Here is a 20,251-nt window from a genome sequence, read left to right as displayed (position 1 = left end):
TGAAAAAAATCGGCGAAATCTTACCCCGCCCGGGAAATATGTCAAACCCTTTAGAAAAAATGCTATACTGCCGCGCGCGTAAATTTTGCGCGTTTACTTGGCTTAATTCACAATTTTCACGCCTCTGTTTGGGGCCAACCGTCGCAGAACAGTGGCGGGAGTGGCAACGGGAATGGCAACGGAAGTGCCAATCAGCACCGCATTGAAATCCTTCCCCTCCGTAACGGCAGGCGAAATATTGTGGAAACGTCTGTTCCTATTAGGTTTATTTCCCTTCGGAGGTCAATAAATTGAAAAAATCCTTTGTTCGTTCCATCAAAAAAATTCTCCTTTCCGGCGTCGCACTTTTTGCGACATCCGCTTTCGCTAACAAACTCTATGTCTATAACTGGACGGACTATGTGCCTTCTGATCTTGTTGCCCAATTCACCAAAGAAACCGGCGTGGAAGTAATTTATTCCACCTTTGAAAGCAACGAAGAAATGTATGCCAAATTAAAATTGACGGAAAATACCGGCTCAGGTTACGACTTGGTATTTCCTTCAAGCTATTACGTAAACAAAATGATCAAGGAAAATATGTTACAACCCCTTGATAAAAGTAAACTTTCTAATTTAAAACAAGTGCCTAAGCATTTATTAAATAAAGAATTCGATCCGGAAAATAAATATTCCTTGCCTTATGTTTATGGCTTAACCGGAATTGAAGTCAATTCCGACGACATCGACCCGAAAACCATTACGAGCTGGGCGGATTTATGGAAACCGGAATTCAAACACAAAGTATTGTTAACCAGCGATGCACGCGAAGTGTTCCACATAGCATTATTGTTAGAAGGTAAATCGCCGAACACGACGCATGAAGACGATATCAAAGCCGCTTACGAACGCTTGGTGCAATTATTGCCAAATGTGATTACGTTTAACTCCGACTCGCCAGAAGTGCCTTACGTACAAGGCGAAGCGGCTATCGGTATGATTTGGAACGGTTCCGCCTATTTGGCGCACAAAGAAAACCCGAGCCTACAGTTTGTATATCCAAAAGAAGGCGCAATTTTCTGGATGGATAACTACGCCATTCCAAGAACGGCCAAAAATGCCGAAGATGCGCATAAATTCATTGACTTTTTACTTCGCCCTGAAAACGCCAAAGTGGTGGTAGAACGCATGGGTTTCTCTATGCCAAATGAAGGTGTAAAAGCCTTATTGAGCCCGCAACTTGCCAATGACACAACCCTTTTCCCACCGGCGGAACAAGTGGAAAAAGGCATTATGCAAGGCGATGTCGGCGAGGCCGTGGATCTTTACGAAAAATACTGGAATAAACTGAAAACCAATTAATTTTTCTTTCTCAAAAGTGCGGTTAAAAATAACCGCACTTTTTGTTATACTCTCGCCGTTTTTTTTCTCAATTTAAAGCATTTAAGGTTAAATCAATGCGTACAAGTCAATATTTATTCTCCACGTTAAAAGAAACTCCGGCGGAAGCGGCAATTGTCAGCCACCAATTAATGTTACGCGCAGGCATGATTCGTCCCCTCGCCGCGGGGCTTTACAACTGGATGCCGACCGGTTGGCGTGTGTTACGCAAAGTGGAAAAAGTGATCCGTGAAGAAATGGATAAAAGCGGTGCGCTGGAAATTAAAATGCCGGTGGTGCAACCGGCAGAATTGTGGCAGGAATCCGGTCGTTGGGATCAATACGGCCCGGAATTATTGCGCTTTACCGACCGCGGCGAACGCGGTTTTGTAATCGGACCGACCAACGAAGAAGCCATTACCGATTTAATGCGTCGCGAAATTAGCTCTTATCGCCAATTGCCGATCAATCTTTATCATATTCAAACCAAATTCCGTGATGAAGTGCGCCCGCGTTTCGGCGTCATGCGCAGTCGCGAATTCATTATGAAAGACGCCTATTCTTTTCATACCGATAAAGAAAGTTTGCAACAAACATACGATGTGATGTACCGAACTTACAGCAACATTTTCACCCGTTTAGGCTTAGATTTCCGCGCTGTGCATGCGGATACAGGTTCTATCGGCGGTAGCGCCTCCCATGAATTTCAAGTGCTTGCCAACAGCGGCGAAGATGATGTAATTTTCTCCACCGAATCCGATTACGCAGCGAATATTGAACTTGCTGAAGCAATAGCCGTCGGCGAGCGCGCGGCGCCAAGCAAAGCGATGGAACTTATCGACACTCCGAACGCGAAAACCATTGCAGAATTGGTGGAACAATTCAATCAACCGATTAAAAGCACGGTCAAAACACTTATCGTTAAAGGTGCAAGTGAAGAACAACCGTTAGTGGCTTTAGTCATTCGCGGCGACCACGAACTTAACGAAATCAAAGCGGAAAAACTGGAAGAAGTGGCGTCCCCGTTCGAATTTGCCGAGGAAGCAGAAATCAAAGCAAAAATCGGCGCAGGCGTGGGCTCGCTTGGTCCGGTTAATCTAAATATTCCGGTAATTATCGATCGCAGCGTGGCATTAATGTCCGATTTCAGCGCAGGCGCCAATATCGACGGTAAACACTACTTCAATATCAACTGGGAGCGTGATGTAGCCCTGCCGAAAGTAGCGGACATTCGTAATGTAGTGGAAGGCGATCCGAGCCCGGACGGCAAAGGCACGCTTTTAATCAAACGCGGGATTGAAGTGGGACATATTTTCCAACTGGGCAAAAAATATTCCGAAGCGATGAACGCGACCGTACAAGGCGAAGACGGCCGCCCGATGGTAGTGACTATGGGTTGTTACGGTATCGGCGTAACCCGCGTGGTCGCTGCCGCCATCGAGCAACATCACGACGAACGCGGTATTATTTGGCCGACCGATGAAATCGCACCGTTTACTGTTGCAATCGTGCCGATGAATATGCACAAATCCGAAACCGTACAACAATACGCCGAAGCACTCTACCTCACCCTACAAGCGCAAGGCATAGATGTGATTTTTGATGATCGTAAAGAACGCCCGGGCGTCATGTTCGCAGATATGGAATTGATCGGCGTGCCGCATATGCTGGTTATCGGTGAGAAAAACCTTGCGAACGGCGAAATCGAATATAAAAACCGCCGTAGCGGTACAAAAGAAATGGTTGCCAAAGAACAATTATTGGACTTCTTGAAAGGAAAATTAGCGGCATAAATTAAAAAGGACTGAGCTCGCCAAAATATCGAGATCAGTCCTTGAGTTTATCATCGTCCGACTTTTGAGGCGGTCAAAAATGACCGCCTTTTTTATTGGCCTCAAAGCAAGTCATCATGAACAAATAATGGCCACGCAAAATCGACAAAGCAAAACGCAGTTCGCGATCAGCACCGCATTGAAGCCTTGCGGGACAAGGTTCTAGCCGAATCGATTTAGGATTGAACCATTCACTCCGACTTTCTTATCTATGACATCCTTCCGCTCTCAATACCAATCACCTGATCACAAATCGCCATGGTGGATTGTCGGTGGCTGACGAGTACAATGAGTTTATCGGCTTTGACATTCCGCAAAGATTGCAAAATGATGGCTTCGTTTAAGCTGTCTAAATTGCTGGTCGGTTCGTCGAGCAAAATAATCGGCGCGTTGTGCAAGAAGGCACGGGCGATACCGATACGTTGTTTTTCGCCATCGGAAAGATTGCCGCCAAGCTCCGTCATTTTGGTTTGGTAGCCTTCCGGCAAGCTCATAATAAAATCATGAATAGACGCCTGTTTTGCTGCTTCGATAATTTGTTCTTGCGTGGCGGATCGATGCGCCAAGCGGATATTTTCTTCGATGGTGTCGTTGAAAATATAGGTTTGCTGTGTGATGTACGCCATATTGTCGCGCAGGCTGGCGGTATTGATGTTCGCCAACGGTTCGCCGTTAATGCGGATTTGCCCTTGTTGCGGGTCGTAAAAACGCATTAACAGTTTCAACAAAGTGCTTTTGCCGCTACCACTTCTACCGTGAATGCCGAGAATTTGTCCTTTTTTCAACTGCAAATTAATGCCGGAAAGAATTTGTTCTTCGCCGTAAGCAAAATCAAGATTTTCCACCGCAATATCAGAAACATCCGTTAAATTGACCGCATTTTCTACGTCTTTCAACGCCGGTTGTTCCGCTAATAAGCTCAACACGCGCTCGCCGGAAGCCAAGGTTTGCAAGAGATTACTGGAAAGATTGCTCAAGGCAATCACCGGGCCATAGCTCGACATCAGCAAAATCACGCCCACAAGAAAACCGGCAAAATCTAATTTATCCAGACTAAATAAAATCAACCCGGTAAACAAAATAATGATGTTGAACACGGAAACCGCAATTTCCGTATAAACACGCACTTTCGCTTCTTGATCTTTAATTTTACGGAACGCGCCGTCGATGGCTTGACTGCGTTGTTGGATTTCGTCTAAACGTTGTTTGGCATAGCCAAAGAGCTGGATTTCTTTCATTCCGCGCACGCTGTCTAAAAAGAAATCGTTCATTTCGCCCACCAGTTCGCGGTATTTTCTGCCGTCTTCACGTGCGAGTTTGGTGGTGATAATCGGCAACACCACGCCAATGCAAAGATAAGCGATCAACGCCACCAACGCGAACCACGCGGAAATATGCGCAAACACGGCAACTAAAATCGCGGACGTAAAGAACGCAATCATAATCGGCGCAATAGTGTGCGCGTAAAACACTTCGAGCAATTCGATGTCGTTGGTGACAAGGGAAACCAGTTGCCCCGCTTGTTTATCCTGCAACTTCACAAACGCCAATCGACGCAACGCGGAAAAGACTTTATCGCGCAAAAGCGCAAGCAATTTGAAGGCAATGTAGTGACCGGACATTTGCTCCAAATAACGCAAAATTCCCCGCGCCACCGCAAGGGCGATAAGTGCGGTCAAAATCTGGGTGAAATTTAAATGCCCTTCAAAACCAAGCAAATGGCTCAATCCCATCGCGCCCAATACCATAATAAAAATCGCACTCAAGAAACCAAGCGTGCCCATGGTGATGGTAAACGCCATAATGTGCGCGAGCGGTTTAACGAGCGCAAGCAACTGCCACATCACTAAAAATCCATTCTTACGCATGTGCCACCTCTCTGATTTGTTCTAAAGATTTTTGTTGTTGGAACATTGCCGAGTACGCGCCGTTTTCTGCCATTAAGGCGCTGTGCGTACCTTGTTCAATCAATTTGCCTTTATCCAACACATAAATGCAATCCGCATTCACGGCGTTGGCAAGGCGGTGAGAAATCATCACAATGGTTTTGTGTTGTTTAAATTGTTGGATGAACTGCAAAATCACTTCTTCGCTTTCCACATCAATATTGCTGGTGGCTTCGTCAAAAATATACACTTGCGCATCATGCAACAGCGCACGCGCTAAGGCTAAACGCTGAATTTGTCCGCCCGATAAATTCGTCCCACGACTTAACAACGGCATATCCAATCCGCCATTTTCGCGCACAAAATTCGCTAAATTCACTTGTTCCAAACATTGATAAATTTGCTCATCTGTTGCACCGGTTTTCGCCATTAACATATTGTCGCGCAACGAGCCTTTGAATACATAGCTGCTGTGGCTAACCAAAGAAACATTTTGGTAGAAGGAAGTGCGGTCAATCTCGGCAGAGTTTTGTCCGTTAAACAAAATCTCCCCTTGTTGCGGTTTGTAAAAGCCCATCAACAGGGAAACCAAGGTGGATTTTCCGCAACCGCTTTTGCCCACAAAGACGGTGAGTTGATTCGGTTGAATAATTAAATCCAAACCTTGAATTGCCGGTTTTTCTGCGGAATAAGCAAAATGTAGATTTTTGATTTCTACTTGAACGTTATTTTTTGCTGCAAAATCCACCACACTTTGTTGGGTTTCAACCGGCGTATCTAAAAGCGTAAAAATCTTATCGGAAGCGGCTTTGCCGTTCATCGCCACGTGGAAGAACGAACCGAGCAAACGCAGCGGAATGAAAAATTCAGAAGCCAACAAGATAAACAAAATCACGCCGAAAATGCTGATTTGTGCCTCTTTATATTGCAAAAGTGCAGTCAAAATCCCGACGGCTGCACCACCGTAAGCGAGCAAATCCATCAGCGACACGGAGTTAAGCTGCATGGTCAGCACTTTCATGGTAATGGTGCGGAATTGTTCCGCTTCGGCATCCATTTGTTTGGCTTTGTAGCCGTCATCTTGATAGATTTTTAACGTCACTAAACCTTGTAAATTATCCAAAAAGCTACTGCCTAAACCCACGTAAATCGCCCAATATTTCGCCAAAAGTTTTTTGGCAATTTTATTCACTGCGATAATGGACATGGGAATTAACGGCACGCACACAAGCAAAATTAATGCGGTTGGCGCGTTAAAAAAGACGAGAAAAAAGAATAATGTGAGCGGCGCAAGTAGGCTGTAAAACAGTTGCGGAAGGTAACGCCCGAAATAAATTTCCAACTGTTCCACCCCTTCTGAAGCCACTTGAATAATGGATGAGGTGGATTGTTGATTCACTTGATTGAGTGGCATTCCGGCCAGTTTACGATAAATCAAACTACGCAATTCGTGCTTCACGCGGGTGCTGGCAAAATAAGAGGCTTGTACTGATTTCTTGCCGGCAAAGGCACGTAAGGCAAGAGCGGCAATTAAAATCCCCCCAAAACCGACCGCACTTGGCGCTGTCAGTTCACGCAAAAACGCGGCTTGCAACACATAAGCAAACGCCACCGCACTCACGATACCGCCTACCAACGCCAGCCAATTCCATAGCACCGTGCACGCAATCCATTTTTTGCTGTCGGCAACAGTGTTGATGAGACGTTTGTCGATCATCATATTGATTACTCCTGAAATAAAAAGAAGTACGCGTTAAATGCGTACTTTTGCAAAATCATGTCATTGCAACAAAGCAGATATTACACTCTCGAAATAGCACCGCATTGAAGCAGCTTCCAATGCGGTGCTGTAACGCAAGTCTAATTAGAATCGGATTTCTATAGATGCCGAGAAATTACGACCCGGTGCATAGAAACGTTCTAAGCCTTGGTTGCCGTAGCGATAATCTACCGTATTAATCGTGCTGCGGTAGTTAATGCCGCGTAAGCTGTCCCAAGTATGGTATTTTTTATCAAAGAGGTTATATACACCGGCACGCAACGTCACATTTTTAACCGGACGGTAGTAACCAAACATATCAAAGACCCAATAGGATTTATTTAACCAACGGTATTCTCGGTGTGTTACTACTTCATCCCATCGTTCGCAAAGATCAGTGAACCAGTTATTTTGCGTACATACGCTGTCTCTTTCGGTAATTTTTGCGTCGCCGCCTTTTTTACCCCGTTGATAAGTTAAGCGGGAAAAGATCCCCCATTTTTCATTCGGTTCCTCATAATCCAAACCAAAAACTAACTTAAGCGGTTGAATAGAAAGCAGGCTGTCATTGTTTGAGAGCTTACCCTTGGCGTAACCAATCGCACCGGACAATTTAAACCCTTCCGGCAACGGTGTGACTTCATTTAAGTTCAGACTGCCTTTGACTTCCAAACCATAAATACGGGCGCTGTCTAAATTAACCATTTGTTGGAATGGTGCAGGGCTCCATTTATGGCAGTAAAGGCCATCATAAAGATCTGAACATTGAGGGTTGAAATACATATCGGTGGTTTCTTGTTCAAATAAGAAATTGCGATATTTGGTGTAATACACATTCGCATCCAGTGTACCTAGATCATGCTTAGCCTGTGTATATAAGGTGTGACTGATACTGCGTTCTGCTTTTAAATTTGGATTCGCTTTCCAGTTACCGGCCGGATTATCATAAGTGAAAAAGACTTCCGTTGCGGTCGGCACACGATAGCCTGTGCCTAATTGATAGCCTACTTTCCAAGTTGGGTTAACCTGTGCATCAAGCCCGATAAAGCCGTTCCAATTAACAAAAGTCGTGTCTTTCGGTTTGTTCCGCTCTTCCGCCCGCAAACAAGCCGGTGTACAAGGAACACCATCTTCATAAGGCTGCGGTTTTAATTTTTCATGATCGTAACGAACACCGATAAATGACGAAAAAATCTCATTCCAAAACGTATCATTTTTTAAACTAAAGCCGTATTGAGCAGTTTTTACCGGACGCTGAATCGTATAAATACGCTCGCTACTCACCGAACCGTTTGGATTTAATACCTTATCATTATTGATATTTTTAAAATCACGTTGCGCAATATAGGCTCTAAACGACAAGAGATGTTCCCCGCCAATCAGGGTAAACGGCTGCGAATCAATTCTTAATGTCGCCCGTTTATATTCGGTTTTCATGTTGCGGTTATCCACATGAAACAACGAGCCTTTCACATAATTAGGATTGCGCCATGAACCGATATTTTCATAATCTCCTTTATAATTTATCGCGCCGTTTTCAATTTTTTGATAGTCAAAATCGGTACGAACTAAACCGATGACAGGATTATTCTCCGCTTTCCATTCATAGAACAGATTACCGTTAAAGCGTCTTTCATAATCATCCGCCTCACGCCAACTAGTATTCATCGCATAAGAATACTCCCAAGTATAACGCTTTCCACGTTGGCCATTAACGGAAACACCCACTTTATGCTGCGGATTAATTTTCCAGGTTAATTTGGCTAAATAGCTGTGGTTTCGATGATTGGACGGATCCGGATAAATACGCGCTTCACCGATCTCGGCACGTCTGGCAATATCATAAGCAGAATCCCATCTGTTTCTAGGACGAAGCGTAATATCGCCACCTGCACTTTTAAATTCATGTCCACGACGATGGGAATACATTAATACCAAATCAAAATGTTCATTTGTTGCGCCAACGCCCGCCGTATTTACCCATTCACGATTTTTACCGGCGTAACCAGAACGTAACAAACCGCCCACTGAATTTCCCGGGAAAACTAAATCTTCTGCGTTCATCGTGCGATAATTCACGCCGCCACCCAAATAACCGCTCCCCATATTGACGGAATCGGAACCTTTGACAATATCAATGCTTTTCACCATTTCAGAATCAATACTCAAACGGGAATTATTGAAATTGCCGTAACGGGCATACAATGAATTTTCCTCAAAATCCGGTAACGATACGCCATCGACACTAATACCGACGCGATTGCCTTCCACACCACGCATGGAAAACCCTTTTAAACGGCGACCGTTATCCGCAATACCGACATCTGTCGTGTATTTCACCAGGTCTCTTGTGTCCCTGATCAGTTCTCGTTGAATATCCCGATTGGTTTTCCGAACGACGGAAGGTTTATCATTTTCCGGCGCAGAAGATTCAACTTTGATTTCATTTAATTGATCTTCAGCCCATGCTAAATTTACACTTGACAAACCCGTAGTTATAGCCAATAGGCTGTAGGCTGTACCCAGTAGTTTATTTTGTTTCATTACGACTTTCCTTAGATTAATTAAGCGGGCGAATTATAAAAAATTAATTTATATTAGAATAGATATAATTGAGAATTATTTTTATTTTGTGATTTTTATCAAAAAAAGACCGCACTTTAGCTCCCTAATTAGGGGTAAAGTGCGGTCATTTCTTACCATTATTTTTTTACTAAGCAAATAATGGCGAAATGGAAAAATGTTGGTTCTGTTCAACTTGCCATAAATCGTAATTATTTTGCATATTCAACCACAAATTTGGTGTTGTATTCGTTAATAACCGGCTAAAACGTAATGCCATTTCAGGTGTGATTGCCGCTTTTCCATTTAAAATACGAGAAAGCGTTACACGACTTACACCTAAACGTTTTGCCACATCTGTGATTTTATAGCCTTCAAGATATTCTTTTAATAATAAACCCGGATGCGGTGGATTGTGCATTCTCATTTCATCCTCCTAATGATAATCTTGATAATCAACAATTTCAGCATGACCATTTTCAAATTTAAAGGTTAATCGCCAATTTCCATTCACTTTTACAGACCAGTAATCCTCTAGATTTCCTTGTAATTTATGCAGATCCCAGCCTGGTACATTCATTGCAAAAGGATTCTCTGCGCTATTGAGCGTACCAAGTTGCAATCTTAATTTATTTGCATGCTTTGCTTGAATACCGGCAATAGAACCTGTTTCAAAAAATAGTTTTAATCCTTTATGTCTAAATGAAATTATCATGTTAATCTCTTTTTGTTAAGTCACACTATACAAAAAAGTCTATTTTTTGTAAATAGTAACGATACAAAAACCGCACTTTAGTTTCCCAAAGTGCGGTCATTTCTTACCCAATTCTTAGATTAAATATCTAAATTCGCTCTCAACGCATTAAGTTCGATAAACTCGCGGCGTGGTTCTACTTCATCACCCATTAAGGTGGTGAATAATTGATCGGCGGCAACGGCATCTTTGATGGACACTTTCAACATACGGCGGGCGTTTGGATCCATGGTGGTTTCCCAAAGTTGGTCAGCGTTCATTTCGCCTAATCCTTTATAACGTTGGATTTCCAAGCCGCGACGGGATTCTTTTACGAGCCATTCTACCGCTTGTTCAAAGGTGCGAACCGGCTGTACTTTTTCTCCGCGGGTGACGTATGCGCCTTCTTCCAATAAGCCGTTTAACTGCTTATTGAGTGAGACGATTTTGGCGTATTCGTTACCACTGACGAAATCAAAGTTGATGAAATAATCGTTGTCGATACCATGTTTACGCACGGTGATCACCGCTTCATGCACTTGGCGTTCTGCGTTGAATTGGGTGCGAACAGAATATTGATGCGCTTCGGTTTCTTTTGTTTCCAGTTGTTCTACAAAAGATTTTCCCCAATTTTCCACCGCACTTTGATCTTTCATCATCTCTGCCGAAAGCGGTGCTTGGTAAATTAAACCCTGCATCACCGGCGTTGGGTAATGACGGCTTAAACGACCGATCAATTTCAGCACCGCATTGAACTCCGCCACTAATTTTTCAAATACAAGGGCATTCATTGCCGGTGCGCTTTCGCTGATATGCAATTCCGCACCATCAAGAGCAAGAGTTAATTCATATTGCTCCATTTCGTCTGCATCTTTAATGTAACGCTCTTGTTTGCCTTTTTTCACTTTATAAAGCGGCGGTTGAGCAATATACACATAACCGCGCTCAATCAACTCCGGCATTTGACGATAGAAGAAGGTTAAAAGCAGCGTACGAATGTGCGAGCCGTCCACGTCCGCATCGGTCATGATGATGATGTGGTGATAACGCAATTTGTCCGGATTGTATTCGTCACGACCAATACCGCAACCCAGTGCGGTAATCAAAGTGCCCACTTCTTGCGAAGATAACATCTTGTCGAAACGTGCTTTTTCCACGTTTAAGATTTTCCCTTTCAAAGGCAAAATCGCTTGAGTTTTTCGATCTCGCCCCACTTTTGCCGAACCGCCCGCGGAGTCACCCTCCACCAAGTAAAGTTCGGAAAGTGCCGGGTCTTTTTCTTGGCAGTCGGCAAGTTTGCCCGGAAGGCCGGCAATATCCAATGCCCCTTTACGACGGGTCATTTCACGCGCCTTACGCGCCGCTTCTCGAGCACGCGCCGCCATAATAATTTGGTTTACGATGATTTTCGCGTCCGCCGGATTTTCTAATAAATATTCCTGCATCTTCTCATTCATCGCCGATTCCACCGCGCTTTTCACTTCGGAAGACACCAATTTGTCTTTGGTTTGCGAAGAGAATTTCGGATCCGGCACTTTTACCGAAATCACCGCCACCAAACCTTCGCGCGCGTCATCGCCTGAGGTGCTGACTTTTTCTTTTTTTAGCAAACCTTCGTTTTCCATATAGCTGTTTAAGCTACGGGTCAACGCACCGCGAAAGCCGGCTAAGTGCGTCCCGCCGTCGCGTTGCGGAATGTTGTTGGTGAAGCAGTAAACATTTTCGTTCACGCCGTCATTCCATTGCAACGCCACTTCCACGCCGATGCCGTCTTTTTCCGCCGAAAAATAGAACGGTTTCGGGTGAATCGGGTTTTTGTTTTTATTCAAATATTCCACGAAGGCTTGAATTCCGCCTTCATAGTGGAAATGATCTTCCGTGCCATCGCGTTTATCAACTAAACGAATGGATACGCCGGAGTTTAAGAAAGACAGTTCACGCAAGCGTTTTGCCAAAATTTTGTAATCAAAAGTGGTGATGGCAAAAATATCCGAACTTGGCCAGAAACGAACGGTAGTACCGGTTGCAGTCGTCTCGCCGATAATCGTCAGTGGCGCTTGCGGCTCACCTAAATGGTAGAACTGCTCATGCACATGACCTTGGCGACGAATCGTCAGCTGTAATTTATCGGAAAGCGCATTCACCACCGACACACCCACGCCGTGCAAACCGCCCGATACTTTATAAGAATTGTCGTCGAATTTACCGCCGGCGTGAAGCACGGTCATAATCACTTCCGCTGCAGAAACGCCTTCTTCCGGATGAATATCCACCGGAATGCCACGACCGTCGTCCTGCACGGAGACGGAATTATCGTCATGAATAGTGACGATAATATCGGAGCAATAACCTGCCAAGGCTTCATCAATGGCGTTATCCACCACCTCAAACACCATATGGTGCAAGCCGGTGCCGTCATCGGTATCGCCGATATACATGCCCGGACGTTTACGCACCGCATCAAGTCCTTTCAATACTTTAATGCTCGATGCACCATAGTTATCGTTGGTCGTTTCTGACATAAATTTTCTCGTTTTTTGTAAATAAAAATTGTGCGCGATTATAGCAAAAAATCAGCGCGGTGGCGACGGAATAAAAGCTAAGTAATATTCAGAAGGTTTATCGAACTCTCTAAATAGCACCGCATTGAAAGCGGCTCCAATGCGGTGCTATTTAGGATGTTCGATAAAGCGGAAATTATGCATAATTTTGAAAAAAAATGACCGCACCTTAACAAAAGTGCGGTCCATTTACAGCGTGTTTTTACGAATTACACATCATACGTGGTGGATGCGGTATTACCGCCGCGCCCTGTCCAGTTGGTGTGGAAGAATTCGCCACGTGGTTTGTCGGTGCGTTCGTAAGTGTGCGCGCCGAAGTAGTCACGTTGCGCTTGCAACAGATTTGCCGGTAAGCGGGCGGAAGTGTAGCCGTCTAAGAAGGTAATCGCAGACGCCATACATGGCATTGGAATGCCCACTTCGATAGATTTTGCCACCACTTTGCGCCATTCGCCCATAGCGTTTTCCAAAATGCCTTTGAAGTAGCTGTCAGAACCTAAGAAGATTAAATCCGGGTTCGCTTCATACGCATCACGAATGTTGCCTAAGAAACGGCTGCGAATAATACAGCCTTCGCGCCATAACAAGGCGGTGTTGCCGTAGTTGATGTTCCAGTTAAAGTTTTCAGACGCTTCACGAATCAACATAAAGCCTTGTGCGTAAGAAATGATTTTTGACGCCAACAAGGCTTTGCGCACTGCTTCAATCCATTCTTTTTTATCGCCTTCCACTTTTCCCACAGTTTTACCAAATAATTGGCTTGCGGCAACGCGTTGATCTTTAAAGGCGGACACGCAACGGGCGAACACAGACTCGGTGATTAAGGTCAACGGAATACCGAAATCAAGGGCATTGATCCCCGTCCATTTACCTGTGCCTTTTTGCCCTGCCGTATCTAAAATTTTATCTACTAAGCGGTTACCGTCTTCATCTTTATAGCCAAGAATATCGGCGGTGATGTCGATTAAGTAGCTGTCTAATTCGGTGTTGCGCCATGCTTTGAAAGTGGCTTCCAATTCATCGTCAGACAAGCCCACGCCTTCTTTTAAGAATTGGTAGGCTTCGCAAATTAATTGCATGTCGCCGTATTCGATGCCGTTATGCACCATTTTTACGAAATGGCCTGCGCCATCTTTGCCCACCCAATCACAGCAAGCCTCGCCTTTGTCGGTTTTGGCGGAAATTGCTTGTAATACTGGTTTCACGAATGGCCATGCTTCTTCGTTACCGCCTGGCATAATGGATGGCCCGCGGCGTGCGCCCTCTTCACCGCCGGAAACGCCGGTGCCGATAAAGCGAATGCCTTTTTCGCGTAATGCCGCCACACGACGGTTAGTGTCCGGATAGTTTGAGTTACCGCCATCAATAATGATGTCGCCTTCTTCTAAGTGCGGGAGTAATGCGTCAATGAATTGATCCACCACCTCACCCGCACGCACCATTAACATCACTTTGCGCGGTTTTTCTAATTTGCTCGCCAAATCTTCCAAAGAATAAGCGCCGATAATATTGGTGCCTTTTGCCGCCCCTTGTAAAAATTCATCTACTTTGGATGTGGTACGGTTATACGCCACCACTTTAAACCCGTGGTCGTTCATATTTAAAATGAGGTTCTGCCCCATCACGGCTAAGCCGATAACACCGATGTCGCCTTTTACTGACATTGTTTTCTCCTGTTTGTAGGGTACAAGTTGTTGTACTGATTTGAATATGTTGGTGCAACAAGTTGCACCACATGACCACACGCAAAAAGTGCGGTCGTTTTTTTAATTGTTTTTTATTGATGCTAGCGCGCGTCTCCCGACGCGTGCCTTACAAATTTAGTAAGTTATCAGCACGCGTCGGGAGACGCGCGCTATCTAAGGGTTAAAAGGAAAATTTAATTTTTTTATCTTCCGTTTCATATTTATCGTCATTCAAAGATCTGTATTCTAATTTTATATTCAGTCTTCCATTCCTAACCATATTTTCAAAAGAAGATCTACATTCAGTATAAATACCTTGATATATTTTTTGATACATATCACTATCGGAATATTTCTTTTCTATATTATAACTAATACTCTTTACTATATTAGAATTAATATATTGTGTTGGATAACTAATTAAAGCCAAATCTTCGCCATCTTTAATTGATGATTCTAAAATTGGAATATAATCGAAAGAAAAAAATAATCCACAGGCATTACCTTTATTCAACCCGATTTTTTTAAAATATTCTCTAAATACATCAGAGTTATCCCAAATTTGATTAAATGTTTCCGAATAAATCTTCAGTTCAGGTAAAAAAGTATCCCAAATATTATAATCTATATCCTTTAAATAAATCTTACTATCAGCTTTTATATAACCTCCAGTAATTATTGCTGGTCCTTTTCCTGTATTACGTATAACCAACCCAAAATGCCCATCGTTATAACTAACCCTTGATACTCCAATTTCAAGAAAAGGACGAAGATTAATTTCTCTATTTTTATTTTCAATACAATATGTAATACCCCAAGAAATAAAAGCACAAATAACACCAGTACTAAGAGTTGATAAGAATTCCTTACTGCAAAAAATATTTTTTATAGTTTTTAACATTTTATGTTCCCTCACAGTGGCACACGTTAAGAAACATGCGCTATCAGAAATCCATCTTCTTACTACCTAAATGTGCGGTCGAATTATGAGTTAAATTTTATACTATTTCTCATACTTATCTTGTGACACACTGTTTTCTTGTATTTGTTGCAATGAAAATTGGCGTTTTCCCACAATCTCTTCCACCTTATTCGCCGGCAAACCTGCTTGTAATAATTCTTGGCGTAAGCCATCAAGCGAACGTTGAAATGCTTCACGCGCATGCTGTACGCCATCCACAATAAATTGCGCGTTAAAATCATCTTTTAATTCATAGAATTGAATATTGGAGGCGCAGTGATAAAACCATTCAAAGCGCGCGGCGACCTCTTGCAATGCCAATGTGCCATGGGCTTGTTTAATGCCGACATCACTTAAATACACCGTACCTTGAATATTCGTAAAACCGTGTTTCTTTAAAATACGTTGAATATCCGTATAAGCATTACGCCAGCTTGGATTGTGATAATTTCTTTCCAAGCAGTGCGTATCCATATCAAAAACGATTAATGTACGATCCATTTTTCACCCTTATGATAGCGCACCTTCCCAACGTGTGCCTTTATCTACAAGCACAGGCTATAAGGCGTACTCTATCAGTAATCCATCTTCCTACTACACAAAAATGCGGTCACTTTTTCAAGCATTTTTTAACTCTTCGTCCACGCACTCATATGCTGCGTAAATCCAATATGCGGATAATAATCCACCGCTTGCGGAGCAGATAAAAGTACAATTTTGGCTTGTGGATATAACGCCTGTTTGGTGTGTTCAATTAACTGCACGCCGATACCTTGTTTTTGATATTGTTCGTCTACCGCCAAATCAGACAAATAACAACAATAGGCAAAATCCGTTACCGAACGGGCGACACCCACCAATAACTCACCATCCCAAGCTGTCACCAATAAATCGGCATGATGTAACATCGCCGCCACACGCTTTTCATCACCTAATGGACGACGTGCGCCTAAAGTGGTCTTATTGAGCAGTTCAATAAATTGTTCTACTGAAATAGGAAAGTTGGTTTTGTATTCGATCATATCGTGAAACCCGCTATGTCTGATATGCCATCCGTTATAGCAATTTTGCCGCCGCTTTATCCAAATACCATTCCGTCACGCCGTTTTTCGCATGAATTTTAGCTGGCGAATACGGGGGATCTTCTGCCGGAGTGGTTTAGATTTCTTTTAAGATTTCCGCTTTGCCTTCATATATTATCAAGTAGCTAATGCGTTTTTCCCGTTCTCAACGGCAATTATTACACCCGTTTAATTTCCACGTGAGATTTCTTAAACGCTAACGCAATAGTGGCAATTAACATCACACCCGCTACGGCAATATAAAGTGACTGTTTTTCCCAGCCCGCATCAAGCAACATTCCCGCAACAGTTGGAGCAAGAACCGAACCTGCACGCCCCGCACCGATTGCCCAGCCTACCCCGGTATTACGAATATCGGCATCGTAAGTCGCCGGATTAATGGTGTAAAGCCCGCTGATACAACCGTTGATTAATGCTCCGACAACTACGCCGAGCACCATTGCAACAGCTAAATTATGGCTGAGCAAAATAAACAGTACAATCGCTAGCGCAGATTTAATGGTAAATAAAATCAATACGTTACGTGCTGCCCAGCGACTTGCGATCAAACCATAAAGTAATGAGCCCGCCGCACCGCCAAGAGAAATCATCATACCCACATTAATGCTTTCCTCCACCGTCATCCCCGCTTCTTTTAACAATGCCGGCGTCCACGAACTGATAAAATAAAAACAGAACATAATGGCAAAAAACGACAGCCATAAAAGTAAGGTTGAGCGAAGATATTTGGAGCCAAACAATGCACTAATCGGTAGTTTATTTTGATTTTCCGCTCGTTTAACGACCAATTCCCATTCACCACCAAAGCCGAGTTTTTGAGCGATTCGATTTAAGCGTACGCGTGCATTTTGCGGCTGTTTGGCATTTAAATAATCAATAGATTCCGGCAACCAAAGCCATAAAATAATAAAAACCAATGCGGTCATCAGTGCGCCGGCAAAATAAACGGCATGCCAAGAATAAGTAGCTTGTAAAGATTTCGCCATCATCCCGCCGATCATTGCGCCGATTCCGAAACCTGCGGCATATACGCTAATCGCAAAACTACGCCATTTTTTAGAAGAATATTCGCTAGTGATAACATTGGTTCCCACCAAAATACCGCCTACACCTAAGCCTGTCATGACACGGGAAAAAGCCAACATTTCCGCATTGACTGAAAATCCTGAAACAGTTAAACCGATGGCGGAAAATGCAACCGAGAGTAAAAGAATCGGACGGCGACCAAACTTGTCGGCAAGCGGTGCTAATACCATCGAGCCAACAACCATACCGATTAAACCGGCGCTCACCAACATCCCAAATTCGGTTTTGCTCAAGCCGAAATCTTTGCTGATATTGGTCGCGGTAAACGCAATAGCCAACACGTCAAAACCGTCTAAAAAATTCATGACGGCCGCCATCAAAACAATCGCCCATTGGTAAATACCCATCGGGCTTTGATCGATTTTTTCTCTTAAATTCATTTAATTATGTTCTCTCTTAAAATCATATTTATGTGTTTTATTCTCGGGCAAAGCAATTATCATCTACGCTAACAATTTTGCCGCGTCTTTATCCAAATACCATTCCGTCACACCATTTTTCGCGTAAATTTTCGCAGCCGGATACGGCAGGTCTCGTGCCGGGGTGGTTTGAATTTCTTTGAGGATTTCCGCTTTGCCTTCGCCTGTCACCAAATAGGTAATGCGTTTGGCTTGTTCAATTAATTTGGCGGTTTTGGAAATGCGGAGCTGTCCGCTTTCCGGATGTTTGGCGATAACCGCAAGATTTTCATCCGCAAAATTGGTTTGATTCGGGAACAAGGAAGCTGTGTGCCCGTCTGCGCCCATGCCGAGGATAATCCAATCAAAAACGCCGTCAGAAATGACCGCACTTAATTCTTCTTCAAAGCGTTTAAGCTCTAAGTGCGGTTCATTTTCGCCACGAATTCGGTGAATGTTTTCAGCAGGCATTTGAATGTGATCGAACAAGAGTTTTTGCACTTCACCGTAATTACTTTCGGAATCAGATGGCGGCACCATGCGATCATCGCCCCACCAAAAATGGAGGTTTTTCCAGTTAATGGCATCCGCGTAAGGGGCTTGCGCCAAAGTTTTAAACAATAATTTCGGTGTAGAACCACCGGACAAGGAAATGTGTACGGGGTGATTTGCTTGGCTATAAATCACGAATTCTTGGGCAATTTTTTCCACCGCATGTTGAGCAGTAGGGAAAGTAATATAGTTCATTGTTTTTCCGTAGGGTGGGCTTTAGCCCACCCTTTTATTCTGTTAGAGGAACGGTGGGCTGAAGCCCACCCTACATGAGATTAACTAAATTAAACTTTTTTCTTCATCAAACCACTCGGTTTGCGCCATACTTTGCCTTCTTTGGCAATTAGTTTTTCCGCCGCAACAGGGCCCCAAGTGCCGGCTTCATATTCGTAAATTCGACCGCCTGCTTCTTTGTAATTCAAAATTGGTTGCACAAATTTCCATGCCGCGTGTACCGCATCAGTACGTGCAAAGAGTGTTGCATCGCCTTTCATCGCATCAAGTAATAAGCGCTCATAAGCCGTCAGGACTTGGTCATCGGCTAAATCAGCATAACGGAAATCCATTGAGACTTCTTTGGCTTCAAAGCCTGCACCTGGTTTTTTTAAGCCGAAACGCATTGAAATCGCTTCATCGGGTTGAATACGGATGATCAATTTATTCTCAGGCGCATTTTGACTGAATACCGGATGTGGTGTGGTTTTAAAGTGAATCACAATTTCCGTCACACGTGCCGGTAAGCGTTTACCGGTACGTACATAGAAAGGTACGCCCGCCCAACGCCAGTTTTCGATTTCACAACGTAAGGCCATAAAGGTTTCTGTGCGAGAGTTAGCAGGCACACCTTTTTCTTGTAGATAGCCTTTGACTTCTTTGCCATCAATTTCTGCTGCGGTGTATTGGCCAAGCACTAAGTTATGCTCAACGTCATCTTGCGTTAATGGACGTAGAGAATGCATGACTTTGGCCACTTCATCACGCATTGAGTTCGCATTGATGATTGCGGGCGGTTCCATGGCAACCATGGCTAAAACTTGTAATAAGTGGTTTTGGAACATGTCACGCATTGCACCGGAGCCATCATAATAGCCGCCACGTTCTTCTACACCAATGGCTTCAGCACCGGTAATTTCCACATAATCAATGAAATTACGATTCCAAAGTGACTCAACCCAACCATTAGAGAAGCGTAACACAAGCAAATTTTGCACGGTTTCTTTACCGAGATAATGGTCGATACGATAAATTTGGTGTTCCTTAAAGAAGCGGTGAATTTGAACGTCCAACGCTTCCGCCGTTTTGCGATCATAACCGAACGGTTTTTCCACAATGAGACGTTTCCAACCATGCTCTTCTTTGTTTAAACCATGCTCTGCCAAACATTCCGGAATCACGCCATAAAGGCTTGGCGGGGTGGATAAATAATACAGCGTATTGCCGCAAGTTTGGTGTTGGTCGTGCAATTCATCCAAACGCGGCACCAGTTTGCCGTAGTCGGAAGCATCAGAAGTATTGACGGCTTGATAATAAAGATGACGACAAAAATCCTCTAAGGTTTCCGGCGTGGTTTCTTCGGTGTTGAGTAGCGCTTCGCGCATTTTTTGACGGAAAGTTTCATCGTTCAAATCGGAGCGCGCCACTCCGAGTACACAGAAACGTTCATTCAAACGGCCGATTTTAAACAAATTGTAAAGCGCCGGAATAAGTTTGCGATGCGTTAAATCGCCGGAGGCACCAAAAATGACGATACAATTATTATCAGTTTGCATAATATTCCTTATAAATATCCGAGTAAC

General features: G+C 43.7%; 15 protein-coding genes and 1 pseudogene. 2 read left to right on the top strand and 14 right to left on the bottom strand.

The genetic code is table 11. The annotated features are described in order from the left end of the window. Nucleotides 1–290 precede the first annotated feature (290 nt). Both AB3F25_RS00305 and proS read left to right on the top strand, forming a co-directional pair. Nucleotides 291–1,340, top strand: coding sequence for an extracellular solute-binding protein (locus AB3F25_RS00305; protein ID WP_373603554.1), 1,050 nt, complete (start codon nucleotides 291–293; stop codon nucleotides 1,338–1,340). Between the two features lie 95 nt (nucleotides 1,341–1,435). Next, nucleotides 1,436–3,151 carry a proline--tRNA ligase gene (proS, locus tag AB3F25_RS00300; protein WP_373603553.1) on the top strand — a complete coding sequence of 572 codons (1,716 nt, stop codon included), beginning with the start codon at nucleotides 1,436–1,438 and terminating at the stop codon, nucleotides 3,149–3,151. 248 nt (nucleotides 3,152–3,399) lie between these two features. Here the strand turns inward: proS and cydC are convergent, their stop codons facing one another. From cydC to zwf, 14 genes and pseudogenes are all read right to left on the bottom strand, one after another. Further along, the gene (gene cydC / locus AB3F25_RS00295; protein WP_373603552.1) at nucleotides 3,400–5,058 is read right to left on the bottom strand and encodes a thiol reductant ABC exporter subunit CydC; all 1,659 of its coding nucleotides are present in this window, start codon (nucleotides 5,056–5,058) and stop codon (nucleotides 3,400–3,402) included. Further along, nucleotides 5,051–6,796, bottom strand: a complete 1,746-nt coding sequence (locus tag AB3F25_RS00290; RefSeq protein ID WP_373603551.1) for an ABC transporter ATP-binding protein/permease — start codon at nucleotides 6,794–6,796, stop codon at nucleotides 5,051–5,053. The genes cydC and AB3F25_RS00290 overlap by 8 nt, the downstream gene beginning before the upstream one ends. A 144-nt stretch (nucleotides 6,797–6,940) precedes the next feature. Then, nucleotides 6,941–9,379 carry a TonB-dependent hemoglobin/transferrin/lactoferrin family receptor gene (locus tag AB3F25_RS00285; RefSeq protein ID WP_373603550.1) on the bottom strand — a complete coding sequence of 813 codons (2,439 nt, stop codon included), beginning with the start codon at nucleotides 9,377–9,379 and terminating at the stop codon, nucleotides 6,941–6,943. A 169-nt stretch (nucleotides 9,380–9,548) separates the two neighbouring features. Then, nucleotides 9,549–9,824 (bottom strand): HigA family addiction module antitoxin, encoded by a 276-nt coding sequence (locus AB3F25_RS00280; RefSeq protein ID WP_373603549.1) that lies wholly within the window; start codon nucleotides 9,822–9,824, stop codon nucleotides 9,549–9,551. Nucleotides 9,825–9,833: 9 nt separating this feature from the next. Then, the gene (locus tag AB3F25_RS00275; RefSeq protein WP_373603548.1) at nucleotides 9,834–10,112 is read right to left on the bottom strand and encodes a type II toxin-antitoxin system RelE/ParE family toxin; all 279 of its coding nucleotides are present in this window, start codon (nucleotides 10,110–10,112) and stop codon (nucleotides 9,834–9,836) included. A gap of 119 nt (nucleotides 10,113–10,231) precedes the next feature. Further along, nucleotides 10,232–12,652 carry a DNA topoisomerase (ATP-hydrolyzing) subunit B gene (gene gyrB, locus AB3F25_RS00270; RefSeq protein WP_373603547.1) on the bottom strand — a complete coding sequence of 807 codons (2,421 nt, stop codon included), beginning with the start codon at nucleotides 12,650–12,652 and terminating at the stop codon, nucleotides 10,232–10,234. A 248-nt stretch (nucleotides 12,653–12,900) separates the two neighbouring features. After that, on the bottom strand, nucleotides 12,901–14,355 hold the full coding sequence (gene gnd, locus AB3F25_RS00265; protein ID WP_373603546.1) for a decarboxylating NADP(+)-dependent phosphogluconate dehydrogenase: 1,455 nt from the start codon (nucleotides 14,353–14,355) through the stop codon (nucleotides 12,901–12,903). Between the two features lie 202 nt (nucleotides 14,356–14,557). Then, entirely contained in the window at nucleotides 14,558–15,277 is a 720-nt protein-coding gene (locus AB3F25_RS00260) for a hypothetical protein (RefSeq protein ID WP_373603545.1), read from the bottom strand. Between the two features lie 102 nt (nucleotides 15,278–15,379). After that, on the bottom strand, nucleotides 15,380–15,838 hold the full coding sequence (locus AB3F25_RS00255) for a virulence factor (protein WP_373603544.1): 459 nt from the start codon (nucleotides 15,836–15,838) through the stop codon (nucleotides 15,380–15,382). Between the two features lie 128 nt (nucleotides 15,839–15,966). Further along, nucleotides 15,967–16,359 carry a GNAT family N-acetyltransferase gene (locus AB3F25_RS00250; protein ID WP_373603543.1) on the bottom strand — a complete coding sequence of 131 codons (393 nt, stop codon included), beginning with the start codon at nucleotides 16,357–16,359 and terminating at the stop codon, nucleotides 15,967–15,969. Between the two features lie 34 nt (nucleotides 16,360–16,393). After that, nucleotides 16,394–16,564 (bottom strand): annotated as a pseudogene (locus AB3F25_RS00245) (6-phosphogluconolactonase); the annotation flags it as partial. A gap of 13 nt (nucleotides 16,565–16,577) precedes the next feature. Next, nucleotides 16,578–17,885, bottom strand: a complete 1,308-nt coding sequence (locus tag AB3F25_RS00240; RefSeq protein ID WP_373603542.1) for an MFS transporter — start codon at nucleotides 17,883–17,885, stop codon at nucleotides 16,578–16,580. 63 nt (nucleotides 17,886–17,948) lie between these two features. Next, complete coding sequence (gene pgl, locus AB3F25_RS00235; protein WP_373603541.1) at nucleotides 17,949–18,650, bottom strand: 6-phosphogluconolactonase; 702 nt, start codon at nucleotides 18,648–18,650, stop codon at nucleotides 17,949–17,951. Nucleotides 18,651–18,739: 89 nt separating this feature from the next. Then, on the bottom strand, nucleotides 18,740–20,224 hold the full coding sequence (gene zwf, locus AB3F25_RS00230) for a glucose-6-phosphate dehydrogenase (protein ID WP_373603540.1): 1,485 nt from the start codon (nucleotides 20,222–20,224) through the stop codon (nucleotides 18,740–18,742). Between the last annotated feature and the right edge of the window lie 27 nt (nucleotides 20,225–20,251).

The sequence above is a fragment of the Aggregatibacter sp. HMT-949 genome, from assembly GCF_041734645.1.
GTDB lineage: Bacteria > Pseudomonadota > Gammaproteobacteria > Enterobacterales > Pasteurellaceae > Rodentibacter.
Note: the sequence above shows the minus strand (reverse complement) of the source record. Positions and strands in the feature narration are given on the sequence as shown.

Bases quoted from the DNA above. Each gene is read 5' to 3' on its own strand.
- AB3F25_RS00255 (WP_373603544.1), bottom strand. From the start codon at position 15,838: ATGGATCGTACATTAATCGTTTTTGATATGGATACGCACTGCTTGGAA.
- AB3F25_RS00250 (WP_373603543.1), bottom strand. From the start codon at position 16,359: ATGATCGAATACAAAACCAACTTTCCTATTTCAGTAGAACAATTTATT.
- AB3F25_RS00290 (WP_373603551.1), bottom strand. From the start codon at position 6,796: ATGATGATCGACAAACGTCTCATCAACACTGTTGCCGACAGCAAAAAA.
- zwf (WP_373603540.1), bottom strand. From the start codon at position 20,224: ATGCAAACTGATAATAATTGTATCGTCATTTTTGGTGCCTCCGGCGAT.
- AB3F25_RS00285 (WP_373603550.1), bottom strand. From the start codon at position 9,379: ATGAAACAAAATAAACTACTGGGTACAGCCTACAGCCTATTGGCTATA.
- gyrB (WP_373603547.1), bottom strand. From the start codon at position 12,652: ATGTCAGAAACGACCAACGATAACTATGGTGCATCGAGCATTAAAGTA.
- AB3F25_RS00260 (WP_373603545.1), bottom strand. From the start codon at position 15,277: ATGTTAAAAACTATAAAAAATATTTTTTGCAGTAAGGAATTCTTATCA.
- AB3F25_RS00275 (WP_373603548.1), bottom strand. From the start codon at position 10,112: ATGATAATTTCATTTAGACATAAAGGATTAAAACTATTTTTTGAAACA.
- pgl (WP_373603541.1), bottom strand. From the start codon at position 18,650: ATGAACTATATTACTTTCCCTACTGCTCAACATGCGGTGGAAAAAATT.
- AB3F25_RS00280 (WP_373603549.1), bottom strand. From the start codon at position 9,824: ATGAGAATGCACAATCCACCGCATCCGGGTTTATTATTAAAAGAATAT.
- cydC (WP_373603552.1), bottom strand. From the start codon at position 5,058: ATGCGTAAGAATGGATTTTTAGTGATGTGGCAGTTGCTTGCGCTCGTT.
- proS (WP_373603553.1), top strand. From the start codon at position 1,436: ATGCGTACAAGTCAATATTTATTCTCCACGTTAAAAGAAACTCCGGCG.
- gnd (WP_373603546.1), bottom strand. From the start codon at position 14,355: ATGTCAGTAAAAGGCGACATCGGTGTTATCGGCTTAGCCGTGATGGGG.
- AB3F25_RS00240 (WP_373603542.1), bottom strand. From the start codon at position 17,885: ATGAATTTAAGAGAAAAAATCGATCAAAGCCCGATGGGTATTTACCAA.